The sequence below is a fragment of the Uliginosibacterium sp. H1 genome (genome assembly GCF_036017065.1).
Lineage (GTDB): Bacteria > Pseudomonadota > Gammaproteobacteria > Burkholderiales > Rhodocyclaceae > Uliginosibacterium.
Map to the genome: position 1 here is coordinate 788,574 of NZ_JAYXHR010000002.1, position 14,719 is coordinate 803,292.

The following is a 14,719-nucleotide window of genomic DNA, read 5'->3' on the forward strand; positions in this document are numbered from 1 at the left end:
CGGCTGGGCGGGCGGCGGGTTTCCGGATACCTGGCCGACCTGCCCCGTTCGTCATCAGTGTGCAATCGCACTTTTCCTGCAGTGTCGCATGGCGGGCTTGCCAGCCCGCGGGGTGATTGCGGCAGGCTGCGACCAGCTTCCGGCCGCACCGAAAACTTCCAAAAATTGATGCCTTTAAATTTCAAGGCAGTCTTTCCGCTCGCCGCAGGTTCGTGCGTCCTGCTTGGGGCGACAAGCCCTCGGCGTTGCTGCAAGGCAATGATTATATGTGATTTATACGCACGATCGAGGGTTGCATCTTGTATGGCAGGCAGGGGCCTCGTTGTGCTGCGCGCCAATTGATGCGCATCAAAATCACGATCTTCATACGGTAAACCCTAGGTCACGGACAAAAATTTAAGCGCTTTAATTGCGTCCGCGGTCGGCCTGGCGCGCATCGCCATCCAGGGGCGGGCCATTACCAAAGGAGAGCCAAGATGAGGGTGAAACAACTGTCCATCGTTGCCGCGCTATGCGCGACGATCTTCGCTGGCGCCGTTCAGGCGCGCGACTTCCGTTCGGCCGACGTGCACCCGCGCGACTACCCGACCGTCCAGGCGGTCGAGTACATGGGCAAGCTCATCAGCGAGAAGACCAAGGGCAAGTACGGCGTCAAGGTGTTCGTGAACAGCACGCTCGGTTCGGAGAAGGACGTCATCGAGCAGGTGAAGATCGGCACGTTGGACATGTCGCGCTTCAGCATCAGTTCCTTCCACGGCATCGTCCCGGAAACGCAGGTGCCGTCCTTCCCGTTCATCTTCCGCGACAACGCGCACTTCCAGAAGGTCATCCGCGGGCCGGTCGGCGAGGAGATCCTGGCCAGCTTCGAGAAGGCCGGTTTCGTCGGCCTGGCGCTGTACGACGCGGGGGCCCGCTCGGTCTACGCCAAGAAGCCGGTGCGGCAGCCTGCCGACATGAAGGGCCTGAAGATCCGGGTGATCTCCTCCGATCTGTTCGTCGGCATGATCCAGGCCCTGGGCGGCTCGCCGATCCCCATCCCGACTGCCGAGGTCTACACCGCCCTGCGCACCGGCCTGGTGGAAGCCGCGGAGAACAACTACCCGACCTTCGAGACCGCGCGTCACTACGAAGTCGCCACCTACTTCAGCGAGACGCAGCACACCCGCATCCCGGAAGTGGTGGTGTTCTCCAAGAAGGTGTGGGACACGCTGTCCGCCGAGGAGCAGAAGATCATCCGTGAAGCGGCGCGGGCCTCGGTGGATTACTACCAGAAGCTGTGGGACGCCAAGATGCTCGCGTCCAAGAAGATCCTCAGCGACGCCAAGGTCACCTTCGTCGAAGACGTGGATCACGACGCCTTCGTGGCGCTCGAAAAGCCCGTGTGGGACAAGTTCTCCACCACGCCCCAGGCCAGGGAACTCGTGAAGAAGATCACCGAGGTCAAGTAAGGCTTGTGACAGGACCTTCGTGGTCCGCATGACACGGGCGGCGGGTGGTGCGCAGCGATGCGCCGGCCCGTCGCCCGGGGAGAGGTAGATGAACTGGTTGACCCGCTTGAACGCCAGGCTGTCGCGAATGGCGATGTACATCGCCGTGGCAGCCTTGCTCGGCATCACCGCACTCGTCCTGTGGGGCGTGGTGATGCGATACGTGTTTCATGATGCACCCCCCTACGTGGAGCAGCTCGCGCTGATCCTCGTCATCTCCGTGGCGATGTTCGCCGCTGCCGCCGGCGTGCGCGAAGCCGGCCACATCGGCATGGATTCGCTGGTGGTGATCCTGCCGAAGAAGGCGCAATTCGCCATCGGCGTCATCGTCGGCCTGCTCAGCGTCCTGTTCGGGATCGTGCTGTTCGCCGGCAGCCTCCAGATGGCCATCGCCGTCTATCGCAACATGATTCCTACGTTGGACATCTCGGAGGCCGTGCGTTACACGCCCTGCGTCATCGCCGGCGTGCTCATCGTGCTGTTCTCGATCGAACATCTCATTGCCATGTTCACCGGCAAGGAAGTGGAGCCGTCATGGTACTAGCCGTCCTTTCGCTGAGCTTCCTGCTCTTCCTGCTGCTCGGCCTGCCGGTCGCCTTCGCGATCGCCCTGAGCTGCATCCTGGCCTTCATCGTCGAAGGCCTGCCACTGGCCACCGCCTTCCAGTCCATGGTGTCGGGCATGAACGTGTTCTCGTTCCTGGCCATTCCGTTCTTCATCTTCTCGGGTGAAATCATGCTTCACGGCGGCATCGCCGAGAAGATCGTGAACTTCGCCCGCAACATGGTCGGCCACTGGCGTGGCGGCCTGGGCATGGCCAACGTCATGGCGTGCACGCTGTTCGGCGGCGTCTCCGGCTCGCCGGGCGCCGACGTGTCGGCGATGGGCGGGGTGATGATCCCGATGATGAAGAAGGAAGGCTACAGCGCCGACTACGCCGTCAACGTGACGACGCACGCGGCACTGTGCGGCGCGCTGATGCCGACCTCGCACAACCTGATCATCTATGCCTTCGCCGCCCAGGGCGCGAGCGGCATGGTCAATGGCCAGATGGTGCGCGGCGTGTCCATCGGCGACCTCATGTTCGCCGGCCTGCTGCCGGTCATCTGCCTCATGGTGTGCATGCTGTTCGCCGCCTACTGGGTCGCCGTCAGAAACGGCTTCCCGAAGCAGGCCGACGGCACCACGGTGCTCAGCCGCTTCCCCGGCTGGGGTGCGGTGCTGATGTCCTTCGTCGCGGCGCTGCCCGGCCTGTTCGTGGTGGCCATCATCCTCGGCTGCATCATCGGCGGGGTGACCACCGCCACCGAGGCGGCCGGCATCGCGGTGTGCTACTCGCTGGCGCTGACCTTCATCGTCTACCGCACGATGAACTGGAAGAAGCTGATGATGGCTTCGGCCAAGGCCGCCAAAACCACCGGCATCGTGCTGCTGCTGATCGGGGTGTCCAACATCCTGCAATGGCAGATGGCCTATCTGGAGCTGCCCGACCTCACCGCCAAGCTGTTGCTGAGCGCGACCGACAACCCGCTCGTCATGTTCGCGCTGATCAACATCATCCTGTTCGCGCTCGGCACCTTCATGGACATGGCCGCGACCATCCTGATCTGCACGCCGCTGTTCCTGCCGCTGGCGATGCAGATGGGCATGGGCCCGGTGCAGTTCGGCATGGTGCTGCTGCTCAACTGCGCGCTGGGTCTGAACACCCCGCCAGTGGGCACGGTGCAGTTCATCGGTTGCGCCATCGGTGGCGTATCGGTGGGCCAGGTGATGCGCACCATCCTGCCCTTCTACATGGCGCTGTTCGTGGCCATGGCGGTGGTGACCTACGTCCCCGCCTTCTCCACCTGGCTGCCCAGCCTGATCACCGGCCACCAGGTGCTGTGACGCACGCCGGCCCGCGCGACGTCGCCGCGGGCCGGTCGTCCGGCATACCCGCAAGGAGTTCGTAGTCATGAGCAAACATTCATGAGCAGTCCCGACCCCGTCACGCCCGTACTCGTCACCTGCGGTGCCGAGTCCAACGACCAATTGCTGTACTTCACCAGCTCCAGCCTGTCGGCCGACGACACCTGCCTGGTGTTCATCAGTGACCGCAGCGGCCACCCCAACCTGTACCTCAAACGTTTGCCGGACGGCGAGGAGATCCAGCTCAGCGCCAACACCGAGGGCACGCTGAAGTCCTACGTCTACTTCAACGGCAATACCCGCCGCGGCTTCGGCAAGGCCAGCGTCAGCTTCGACGCGGCGAACCGCAAGCTGTACTACCTGCAGGGCGACGACATCGTCTGTTGCGACCTGGAAACCCGGCGTCGCGTGCTGGGCCGGATTCCCGCCGACCAGGTGACCGCCTTCACCCACGTCAGCGCGGACGGCAAGCGACTGTGCATTCCGACCACCGACGCACGCGCACTGGAGGCCGAGGTCTTCATCAACGACGCGCCCGGCTACAGCGTGGGCGACGGCGAGAAGAAGAACGAGGTGATCGCCGACAAGCCGGACTACGACATCGACGCCCGCGTGCAGGCCGAGAACCTCGCCTCCTACCTCAACGTGTACGACACGCAGAGCGGCGAACTGCTGAAGCGCGAACGTGTCCCGCGCGCATGGATCACCCACGTGCAGTTCAGCCCGGTCGACCCGGAGGTGATCCTCTACAACCACGAATGGCCCGGTGATTGCGGCATCCGCCGCATGTGGATCTGGAACGGGCGCGAGCACATCCGCTTGCGCAACGAGGGTGGCGACCGCTCCCGTGCCGACTGGACCTGCCACGAGATGTGGGAGGCGGATGGCAGCCACATCATCTACCACGGCAAGTACCAGGACGGCCTGGCCTACGTCGGCCGCGTCGATGCGCAGGGCCGCAATCCGGTGGAGATCGCCCTGCCGGCCGACTACCACCGCTATGGCCATTTCACCGCCGGCAACCGTCATGGCAACTGGCTGGTGTCCGACGGCTACTTCCATCCCGACGGCGTGCCGGAGAACGAGAACTGGGGCGGCGAGTGGATCTGCGTGCAGAAGGTGGACTGGGCGCGCGGCCACATCGAGTGGCTGCCGTTGTGCCAGCACAAGTCCATCTGGGACTGTCAGGACAGCCACCCGCACCCGGTCTTCAGCCACGGCGATGACGCCGTCTTCTTCACCTCGAATGCCAGCGGCCGCCGCGCCGTCTACCGCGTCCAGGTGCCCGCCTGAACACGACCGACACAACTCCCGCGCAGTCCGAAACGCAGTACGAAACGCAGTACGAAAGAGAGTCCGCATCATGAAGCGCATTACGCAGTCCGACGCCCTGCCTGCCGACGTCGTCCAGCCCCGCTACGATCGCAGCGCCCTGAAGCCGCGCATCGCACACATCGGATTCGGCGCCTTCCACCGCGCCCACCAGGCCGTGTATGCCGACGTGCTGGCGCAGGACCATGGCAGCGACTGGGGCTACTGCGAGATCAACCTCATCGGCGGTGAGCGGCAGATCGCCGACATCCGCGAGCAGGACCACCTGTTCACGGTGGCCGAGATGGCCCCCGGCCACTGGAACTGCCGTGTCGTCGGCGTGGTGCGCCAGGCCCTGCATGCGGCCGTCGATGGCATGGAAGCGGTGCTGGATGCCCTGTGCGGCCCGGACATCGCCATCGTGTCGATCACGGTGACGGAGAAGGGTTACTGCCATCAGCCGGCCAGCGGCCAGCTCGACCGCGAGCACCCGCTGATCCAGCACGACCTGGCGCATCCCGGTGTGCCGCAATCGACGCCCGGCGTCATCGTCGAGGCGCTGCGCCGACGGCGTGCGCGCGGACTGGCGCCGTTCAGCGTCATGTCCTGCGACAACATGCCGGAGAACGGCCACGTCACGCGTAACGTCGTGCTCGGCCTGGCGCGCGCGCAGGACCCGCAGCTCGCCGACTGGATCGAGGCGAAGGTGAGCTTCCCGTCCACGATGGTCGACCGCATCGTGCCGGCGGTCACGCCGGAGACGCTGGCGAAAGTGTGCGAGCTGCTCGGTGGCATCGACGATCCGGCTGCAGTGGCTGGCGAGCCTTTCCGCCAATGGGTCATCGAGGACAACTTCGTCGCTGGCCGGCCCGCCTGGGAGAAGGCCGGCGCCGAACTGGTGGCGGACGTGCTGCCCTACGAGGAGATGAAGCTGCGCATGCTCAACGGCAGCCACAGCTTCCTCGCCTACCTCGGTTACCTGGGCGGCTACGCGCACATCTGCGACTGCATGGAAGACGCCGACTACGCCACCGCCGCGCGGGCGCTGATGGTGAAGGAACAGGCCCCCACCTTGCGCGTGAGTGGCGTGGACCTGGAGACCTACGCCGACCTGTTGACCGAGCGTTACCGCAACAACGCGCTGAAGCACCGCACCTGGCAGATCGCCATGGACGGCAGCCAGAAACTGCCGCAGCGCCTGCTCGACCCGATCCGCTGGCACCTCGCGCACGGCAGCCGCTTCGACCACCTCGCGCTGGGCGTGGCGGCGTGGATGCGCTACGTGGGTGGCGTGGACGAGAAGGGTCAGACCATCGAGATCAGCGACCCGCTGCGTGACGTGATCGCGGCGCGCGTGGCGGCCAGCGCCGAGGGTGGCGAACGGGTGCATGCGCTGCTGTCGCTGGAGGCGATCTTCGGCCGCGACCTGCCGGACAACGAGCCCTTCGTGCAGGCCGTGAGCAACGCCTACAACGCCCTGCTGTCATGCGGTGCGCGCGAGGCCGTGCGCCGTCTCAACCTTCGTCACGCCTAGGGCGCGCTGCCTGCACACGCGTCATCCAGAACCCCTGCTCCGAGAGATGGAACGATCATGAAGATCAAGAAAGCCGAAGTATTCGTCAGTTGCCCGGGCCGCAATTTCGTGACCCTGAAGATCACCACCGAGAGCGGCCTCACCGGTGTGGGTGATGCCACGCTCAATGGCCGCGAACTGCCGGTGGCGTCCTACCTGCGCGACCACCTGTGTCCGCAACTGGTCGGCCGCGACGCGCACCAGATCGAGGACATCTGGCAATTCTTCTACAAGGGTGCGTACTGGCGGCGTGGCCCGGTCACCATGTCGGCGATCTCGGCCATCGACATGGCGCTGTGGGACATCAAGGGCAAGGCCGCCAACATGCCGGTCTACCAGTTGCTGGGTGGCGCATCACGCACCGGCGTCATGGTGTACTGCCACACCACCGGCCACACCATCGACGAGGTGCTGGACGACTACGCGAAGCACAAGGAGCAGGGCTTCAAGGCCATCCGCGTGCAATGCGGCGTGCCCGGCATGAAGACCACCTACGGCATGGCCAAGGGCAAGGGCCTGGCCTACGAGCCGGCCACCAAGGGTGACTGGCCCGAGGAGCAGTTCTGGTCCACCGAGAAGTACCTGGATTTCACGCCGAAGCTCTTCGACGCCGTGCGCTCGCGTTTCGGTTTCGACGAGCACCTGCTGCACGACATGCATCACCGCTGCACGCCGATCGAGGCCGCGCGCTTCGGCAAGGCGGTGGAGGACTACCGCCTGTTCTGGCTGGAGGACCCGACGCCGGCCGAGAACCAGGAGTGCTTCCGCCTGATCCGCCAGCACACGGTGACGCCGATCGCGGTGGGCGAGGTGTTCAACAGCATCTGGGACTGCAAGCAGTTGATCGAGGAGCAGCTCATCGACTACATCCGCACCACCATCACCCATGCCGGCGGCATCAGCGGCATGCGCCGCATCGCGGACTTCGCGTCGCTGTACCAGGTGCGCACCGGCTCGCACGGTCCCTCCGACCTATCGCCGGTGTGCATGGCCGCCGCGCTGCACTTCGACCTGTGGGTGCCGAACTTCGGCGTGCAGGAGTACATGGGCTACTCCGAACAGATGCTGGAAGTCTTCCCGCACAACTGGAGCTTCGACGACGGCTACATGCACCCGAGCGACAAGCCGGGCCTGGGCATCGACTTCGACGAGAAGCTGGCGGCGAAGTACCCGTACGAGCCCGCCTACCTGCCGGTCGCGCGCCTGGAGGACGGCACGCTCTGGAACTGGTGAGCGCGGCCCGTGTGGCTGCGTGCGCCCCATAGCGAGCCGGGGTTGGGCACGTCTGCTCTTGCCGGGTAGGTGCTTTCCCTATCACGAGGGTGGCGGCAGTGAAGTTGGTCACAGCGCGCAGCAGGCAGGGCCGGTAAGCCGACCCCCCGGCTTGCTGCAACCGCACGAACAGCGCCAGCCAGCATCGGCAGCGATGCTGCTCTCTGTCGGCTATATGGCTTGAAAAATGGTCGATCCAGCGGACTGTCCTACGACTAAAGGCATACGCTGCCCCGCAACAACATTGTTAGTTCGTTCGGCGTACGATCCAGCTCGCCCGACGCCGAGGTCGCCACACCGGATGCAACGAAGGCTGCTCTCCGCCGGGACATAAAAACCAGGAGACCACCATGATTCGTTACATCCTCGCGGGAGCGGTCGCGGCCGCCTTCTCGCTCGGCGCCCAGGCGGCTGCCGATTACCCGACCGGCTATACCAAGTGCGCGCAGAACACCGGCGCGACCTGCTCGTTCAGCGGCACCCGCCAGGTGGCGCTCGGCAAGTCCGGCAGCTTCGTCTACGGCACCTTCACCAACAGCGTGGCCTGTAGCGGCAGCAACTTCCCGAGCAACAGCTTCACCACCTCGGCCTGGTGCTCGTACGCCGGCACGACCAGCAGCAGCTCCAGCTCGTCCTCGTCGTCTTCCTCCAGTTCTTCGTCGAGCAGCTCGTCGTCCAGCAGCAGCTCCTCATCCAGCAGTTCGTCGTCGAGTTCGTCTTCGTCGTCCTCTTCTTCGTCCTCCTCGTCGAGCAGCTCCAGTTCCAGTTCATCGAGCAGCAGTTCGTCGAGCTCCAGTTCGTCGTCCGGTACCGGCAGCTCTTCCAGCTCGTCCGGCGGCGTGAGCAGCAGCTCCAGCTCTTCCTCCGGCGGCGGCATCGACGCCAAGACCCTGACTGGCGCCAGCACCCCGCTGCAGACCGCCCTGTACGGCGTGCGCAACTACTCCGCGCCGGTGACCGTCGACGGCCTGCACAACCCGAGCAACTACAAGGCCGCGCCCAAGCTGCCGACCTGGCAGTTCGCCACCGTCGACCCGACGGGGGGCGTGCTCACCTTCGAACGCGAGACCGCACCGGCCAACGGCTGGCACAGCTACTCGCGCAAGGGTCGCGTGGTGGTGAGCGGCGGTTCGTCCGCGACCGTCAGCCGCGTCTACACCGTGTTCAACGGCCAGCAGCTCATCTCCGCGATCAACGCCGCCGGCAACGACCCGAAGATCATCCGCATCGTCGGCCACATCGACCTGCGCTGGAGCAGCAACAACACGGTGTTCCGCGAATACACCAGCTACAGCGACCAGAAGTACGGTGGCTCCATCATGGTTCCGTCCAACACCACGCTGGTCGGCATCAACGACGCGCAAGGCCGCCCGGCCCGCATCACCGGCACCACGCTGCTGATCGGTGGCGAACTGGCGCTGGCCGCGGGTGGTGATCCGCAAGCCGACTACAAGGCCTGGGAAGCGGCCGGCAAGGATGGCGACGAGTACCCGACCTGGACCAAGAACGTGATCATCCGCAACCTGCAGATCGACACGCCCTGGGACGTGAATCCGGAAGACAGCGCCAACGCCTATGCCGACGGCGTGACCGTGTCGCGCGCGCAGAACGTGTGGTTCGACCGCATCACCATGAGCGACGGCGACACGCCGGACTCGCTGGCCAGCGACACCCGGCATGACGGTGCGCTGGACGTGGTGCGCGGCTCCGACTACGTGACCATCAGCAACAGCGTGTTCACCAAGCACCACAAGACCACGCTGATCGGCAACGGTGACAGTGGTCGCGCCTGGAGCGATGCCGGCCGCCTGCACGTCACCCTGCATGGCAACTGGTGGAACCACGCCGGTACGCGTCTGCCGCTGAACCGCTTCGGTCAGGTGCACATCTTCAACAACCTGGTGACCGGCAGCACCAACACCTCGGACAACGACCTGAAGTTCGAGGCCGGCTCCGACGCGCGCTACCAGTCCAACCAGCTCATCCAGAACAACTTCTACGGTTTCACCGGCATGAAGTTCTCGGAAGCCTGCGGCAAGGTCATCAAGGGCAAGGACTACCTGGGCTTCCGCTCCTCCGGCCACCAGTTCGTCAGCTACGACAAGGCCGACTCGTCGGCAGGCATTCCCGCCGGCACCGTCACCAACTGGGACGGCCAGTGCGGCATGTCGGCACCTACCGGTGCCAACCTCTGGACGCCGCCGTACAGCCACACGTTGCAGGCCGCCTCCGCAGTCGAGGCCTCGGTGAAGGCCAACGCCGGCGCGGGCAAGCTGCGCTGAGCGATCGCCAGCCACCTCCGGGTGGCTGCAGCAGTACTTCCTCAAAAGGCGGGCCTCCGGGCCCGCCTTTTTCATGTCATCAGGGTTTTCCCTTGTTCTCGTTCAGGCTTTGCTCAAAGGTTTGTCGGGAAACCTTACAAACTAAAAATCCCTATTTTTCATGGTCTTGTAGAAACAGGGATTTAGTTCGCCGGCAGGAAAATTGCTAGTGGACGCGCGTGGATGCCGCAGCGATCGGCATCACAGTGAAGCCACGAACAGACACAAAGGAGTGAGACATGAAACTAAGGGGCTATCTGTGCGCGCTGTGCTGCGCACTGGGATTGAGCGTTGCACAGGCGGGACCGCTGAGTGGCGCGACGGTGAGCGGGACATACTCGGACGGCGCGCTGATCCTTGCACCGAGCTCGCCGGTGGTGTGGGACGCAGAGTTCTACAGCGAGAACGGCGCCGGCGAGTTGTGGTTCGGCATCGACTTCCACGAAGACGGCACGGTTGATTTCTCCAGCCTGATGCCCGGCGTGAGCCCGGCCAACCAGATCTTCACCTTCGACTTCACCGGCATCAGCCAGGTGCTCGCAGGCGTTGCCATCGACTTCGGCACCATCACCCTGATCGACGCCGACAGCTTCTCGGTCGACCTCTCCGGGCTGCAGATGACCGATGACTTCGGCGTGTTCGCCACCGCCCAGCTGAGCTTCCGTGACCCGGCAGCGCAGGTCCCGCTGCCCGGCACCCTGCTGCTGGTGGGCGCCGGCCTCGGCCTGCTCGGCCTGCGTCGCCGCAGCTGAGCCCCCTCCCTGATTCATGACCCGTGCGCGCAGCCTGCGGCTGCCGCGCACGCCTGCCATCCTTCACCAGGACGCACCATGACCAAGATAGCCCTCAAGGGGATGCTGCTCGCAGCCCCCATGCTGTTTGCCGTGACGATCGCCCAGACCGTCACCCCCGACCCCGCCACGCAAAGCGCCCCCGCCGACGGCTGGGCCGGCCAGGACGGCGGCACCCAGGGCGGAGCCGCCGCCGCCGCCAACCGCATCTACGTCGTCAAGAGCCGCGCCCAGCTGCTCGCCGCGATTGCCGAAGGCAAGACCGACGCCAAGATCATCCGCGTACAAGGCCTCATCGACATGAGCGAAGGCACCGCCTTCGCCAACATGGACGACCAGAAACTGCGCGCCAAGATCGACCTCCCCTCCAACACCACGCTGATCGGCGAAGGCACCACCGCCGGCATCATCAACGGCTACATCAACGTCAGCAACAAGAGCCAGGTCATCGTCCGCAACCTCAAGATCGTCAATCCCTGCGACGTGAGTCCGGTGTTCGACCCCAACGACGGCCCCACCGGCAACTGGAACTCCGAGCTCGACGGCCTCACCGTGCAGAGCAACTCCCACCACGTGTGGATCGACCACGTCAGCTTCACCGACTCCCCGACCACCGACGATCTCGCGCCCATCGAGAACGGCATGCGCAAGCAATGCCACGACGGCGCGCTCGACATCAAGGGCGGCTCCAACTACGTCACCGTCTCCTACAGCGTGTTCGAGCTGCACAGCAAGAACAACCTGATCGGCTCCTCCGACAGTGCCACCAGCGACGAAGGCAAGCTCAAGGTCACCTTCAGCAACAACCTGTGGCGCGACATCGGCGAGCGCGCCCCGCGCGTACGCTTCGGCCAGGTGCACCTGTTCAACAACCTGTTCATCGGCAGCAAGAGCCACCCGGTGTACGCCCACAACTACAGCGTGGGCGCGGGCAAGGAAGCCAAGATCCTGTCCAACGCCAACGTGTTCGAAGTCGCCGGTGCAGCCAGCTGCGACGACGTGGTGAAGAACCCCGCGATCAACGGCGCGGCGGTGGGCAACTTCAAGGACAGTGGCTCGGTCCTCAACGGCAAGGCATTGGGCGCCTGCGCCGTGCCCAACGTCGTCACCTGGACCCCGCCCTACGCCTTCACGGCACGTCCGGCCAGCCTGGTGAAGATCAACGTGCTGGCCAACGCGGGTACCGGGAAACTCAAGGTCTCCACTACGCCGGAAGGCTCTTCTTCCTCGTCGTCATCCAGCTCCTCTGGTGCCGGTGCAAGCTCCAGTTCCAGCTCGTCTTCCTCGTCCTCGTCCGGTGGCAGCAACAGCGCCAACCTGTCGATCAGCGGACCGGGCGCCGGCGCCGATGGTTCGTCGAAGGGTTCCACCAGTTTCGGCAATCTGCGTGACGGCAACCTGGCCACCTTCTGGACGCCGGACGAAGGCGATACCGAGAAGCGTGCCTGCGTGAAGTGGAGCACTGCGCAGACCATCTCGCGCGTCGTGCTGCGTGAAGACGGCAGCGCCATCGGCCAGTGGATGATCTGGGACTACAACAACAGCTCCGCTCCCGTGCTGCTGATCTCCGGCAACGGAGGCGTGGGTGCCGAGCGCGTCATCGACCTGGACCCGGTGGTGAGCAGCAAGAAGCTGTGCGTGAGCATCCCGGGCTCCAGCGGCGCGAAGCTGACCGAACTGGAAACCTATGGCCTGGGCGGCAGCGCCTCGAGCTCTTCCAGTTCCTCCACCAGCTCGTCCTCGTCAGGTGGTGATACCGGCAGCAGTTCATCGACGTCTTCGGGCGGTGTGGGCAGCTCCTCCTCCTCCAGCTCCTCGGGTGGTATCAGCAGCTCGTCGAGCTCCGGTGGCGTCTCGTCCTCGTCCAGCAGTTCGGGCGGCACGAGTTCGTCCAGCTCCTCGTCGGGCAGCGGTACCGTTGTCGATGCGCAGACCCTGACCGGTGCCAGCACCCCCTTCCAGAGCGCGCTGTACGGCATCCGCAACTTCTCGGCGCCGGTGGCCATCGACGGCAAGCACTCGCCGGCCAACTACGCTGCTGCACCGGCATTGCCGGCCTGGCAGTTCGCCACGGTGGACCCCACCGGCGGCGTGCTGAGCTTCGAGCGTGAAGTGGCGCCGGCGACCGGCTGGCACGCCTTCTCGCGCAAGGGCCCGGTGGTGGTGACGGGTGGTGCCAATGCGGCAGCCAACCGCGTCTACACGGTGTTCAACGGCCAGCAACTGGTGGCCGCGATCAACCAGGCGGGCAACGAGCCGAAGATCATCCGCGTGGTGGGCCACATCGACCTGCGCTGGAACAACAACAACACGCTGTTCCAGGAATACACCAGCTACCTCGACCAGAAGTACGGTGGCTCGATCATGCTGCCGTCCAACACCACGCTGGTCGGCATCAACGACGCGCAAGGCCGTCCGGCCCGCATCACCGGCACCACGATCCTGATCGGCAGCGAGCTGGCCCTGGCCAGCGGCGGTGACCCGGAAGCGGACTTCAAGAACTGGATCGCCGCCGGCAAGGACGGTGACGACTACCCGACCTGGACGCGCAACATCATCGTGCGCAATCTGGCGATCGACACGCCCTGGGACGTGAACCCGGAGGACTCGTCGAACGCCTATGCGGACGGCATTACCGTGTCGCGCAGCCAGAACATCTGGTTCGACCGCGTCACCGTCAGCGACGGCGACACGCCGGACAGCCTGGCCGCCGGTCTCAACGGCAAGACCCGCCACGACGGTGCGCTGGACGTGGTGCGTGGTTCCGACTACGTCACCATCTCCAACAGCATCTTCCACAAGCACGGCAAGACCACGCTGGTGGGCAACGGTGATTCCGGCCGTGCCTGGAGCGATGCCGGCCGCCTGCACGTGACCATCCACGGCGTGCTGTGGAGCGGGGTGGCGTCGCGCCTGCCGCTGGTCCGCTTCGGTCAGCTGCACCTCTACAACAACATGATCGACGGCAGCACCACGACCAGCAATTCCGACCTGAAGTTCGAGGGCGGCCTGGACGTGCGTTACCAGTCGGACGTCATTTCGCAGAACAACTACTACCAATTCACCGGCCTCAAGCCGAAGGAGATCTGCGGCAAGCTGGCAGGTGGCAAGGACGCGATCAGCTTCCGCACCAGCGGCCACCGCTTCATCAGCGACAAGACCGATGACGGCAAGCCCTGGGTGGGCGCTGCCATCGACGCCGAGCTGACCGGCTGCGAAGGCCTCGCCAACACCGGCACCTGGCTGCCGCCGTATGGCTACGCGCTGAAGACCGCGGAAGAAGCGCGTGACTTCATCGCCGCCAACGCCGGTGCCGGTCGCCTCAGCCCGGTGCCATGCACCAACTGCGGCGTGCCGGGTAGCTCGTCGTCCTCGTCGTCTTCCTCCTCGTCGAGCAGCTCCTCCAGCTCGTCGTCGAGCTCGGGCGGCACGAGTTCGTCCAGCAGCTCGTCGGGTGGCGCTTCGTCCTCCAGCTCGAGCTCCAGTGGTGGTGGCTCCAGCAGTTCCTCCTCCAGCGGTGGTGGCGTGGTGCAGCACTCCGAGAACTTCGACAGTGCCACCACCACCAGCGTGTTCACCGCTGCCTATGCGGCGCTGCCGGACAACGCCGCGGTGCCGATGTACGTGAAGGCCGGCGGCTCGCCGGCCATCAACGCCGGTGTCATCACCCTGGCGGGTGCGCGCTTCACCATCGGTGCCCGTGCAACGACCACCACTACGGCCAGCAGCACGCCGGGTGGCATCTTCGACATGGTCGGCAAGAGCTGCACGCTGAGCATCACTTTTGCCGCAGCGGGGAGTGGTGCCGGCCTGTTCCAGGTGCAGGTGGACAACAACACCACCAGTGGCTCGGCCTCGCCGCACGGCAGTGCCTCGCGGGTGGTGAACGTCAGTGCTGCCGGCATTGCCGCGGGGACGGTGAACTACCCGATCAACCTGACGACGGCCGGCTTCAGCAGCGGCTCCTTCCTGATGCTGCGCACGGAGTCGTCGGCCACGGTGTCCATCGACGCGATGAGCCTGAGCTGTAGCTAAAACCGGCTGGGTCGATGCAAA

Annotated in this window: 9 protein-coding genes; all 9 read left to right on the forward strand. The window is 65.1% G+C overall.

The features are described from left to right. Positions 1–476 precede the first annotated feature (476 nt). The 9 genes from VVD47_RS13265 to VVD47_RS13305 all read left to right on the forward strand — a co-directional run bounded on the left by VVD47_RS13265 (position 477) and on the right by VVD47_RS13305 (position 14,698). The gene (locus tag VVD47_RS13265; RefSeq protein ID WP_327603951.1) at positions 477–1,448 is read left to right on the forward strand and encodes a TRAP transporter substrate-binding protein; all 972 of its coding nucleotides are present in this window, start codon (positions 477–479) and stop codon (positions 1,446–1,448) included. An 88-nt stretch (positions 1,449–1,536) separates the two neighbouring features. Next, positions 1,537–2,031, forward strand: coding sequence for a TRAP transporter small permease (locus VVD47_RS13270; protein ID WP_327603952.1), 495 nt, complete (start codon positions 1,537–1,539; stop codon positions 2,029–2,031). After that, on the forward strand, positions 2,022–3,374 hold the full coding sequence (locus VVD47_RS13275) for a TRAP transporter large permease (RefSeq protein WP_327603953.1): 1,353 nt from the start codon (positions 2,022–2,024) through the stop codon (positions 3,372–3,374). Before VVD47_RS13270 ends, VVD47_RS13275 begins: the two co-directional genes overlap by 10 nt. A gap of 81 nt (positions 3,375–3,455) precedes the next feature. Then, on the forward strand, positions 3,456–4,688 hold the full coding sequence (locus tag VVD47_RS13280; RefSeq protein ID WP_327603954.1) for an oligogalacturonate lyase family protein: 1,233 nt from the start codon (positions 3,456–3,458) through the stop codon (positions 4,686–4,688). A gap of 70 nt (positions 4,689–4,758) precedes the next feature. Further along, entirely contained in the window at positions 4,759–6,240 is a 1,482-nt protein-coding gene (locus tag VVD47_RS13285; RefSeq protein WP_327603955.1) for a mannitol dehydrogenase family protein, read from the forward strand. Positions 6,241–6,297: 57 nt separating this feature from the next. Then, positions 6,298–7,512 carry a D-mannonate dehydratase ManD gene (manD, locus tag VVD47_RS13290; protein WP_327603956.1) on the forward strand — a complete coding sequence of 405 codons (1,215 nt, stop codon included), beginning with the start codon at positions 6,298–6,300 and terminating at the stop codon, positions 7,510–7,512. 389 nt (positions 7,513–7,901) lie between these two features. Further along, a complete protein-coding gene (locus tag VVD47_RS13295; RefSeq protein WP_327603957.1) occupies positions 7,902–9,833 on the forward strand; it encodes a pectate lyase family protein in 1,932 nt (643 codons plus the stop codon). Between the two features lie 278 nt (positions 9,834–10,111). Beyond that, complete coding sequence (locus VVD47_RS13300; RefSeq protein ID WP_327603958.1) at positions 10,112–10,624, forward strand: PEP-CTERM sorting domain-containing protein; 513 nt, start codon at positions 10,112–10,114, stop codon at positions 10,622–10,624. Between the two features lie 78 nt (positions 10,625–10,702). Continuing rightward, the gene (locus tag VVD47_RS13305; protein ID WP_327603959.1) at positions 10,703–14,698 is read left to right on the forward strand and encodes a pectate lyase family protein; all 3,996 of its coding nucleotides are present in this window, start codon (positions 10,703–10,705) and stop codon (positions 14,696–14,698) included. The last annotated feature ends 21 nt before the right edge of the window (positions 14,699–14,719 follow it).

Coding starts and splice junctions, on each gene's coding strand:
- VVD47_RS13265 (WP_327603951.1), top strand. CDS start 477: ATGAGGGTGAAACAACTGTCCATCGTTGCCGCGCTATGCGCGACGATC.
- VVD47_RS13270 (WP_327603952.1), top strand. CDS start 1,537: ATGAACTGGTTGACCCGCTTGAACGCCAGGCTGTCGCGAATGGCGATG.
- VVD47_RS13275 (WP_327603953.1), top strand. CDS start 2,022: ATGGTACTAGCCGTCCTTTCGCTGAGCTTCCTGCTCTTCCTGCTGCTC.
- VVD47_RS13280 (WP_327603954.1), top strand. CDS start 3,456: ATGAGCAGTCCCGACCCCGTCACGCCCGTACTCGTCACCTGCGGTGCC.
- VVD47_RS13285 (WP_327603955.1), top strand. CDS start 4,759: ATGAAGCGCATTACGCAGTCCGACGCCCTGCCTGCCGACGTCGTCCAG.
- manD (WP_327603956.1), top strand. CDS start 6,298: ATGAAGATCAAGAAAGCCGAAGTATTCGTCAGTTGCCCGGGCCGCAAT.
- VVD47_RS13295 (WP_327603957.1), top strand. CDS start 7,902: ATGATTCGTTACATCCTCGCGGGAGCGGTCGCGGCCGCCTTCTCGCTC.
- VVD47_RS13300 (WP_327603958.1), top strand. CDS start 10,112: ATGAAACTAAGGGGCTATCTGTGCGCGCTGTGCTGCGCACTGGGATTG.
- VVD47_RS13305 (WP_327603959.1), top strand. CDS start 10,703: ATGACCAAGATAGCCCTCAAGGGGATGCTGCTCGCAGCCCCCATGCTG.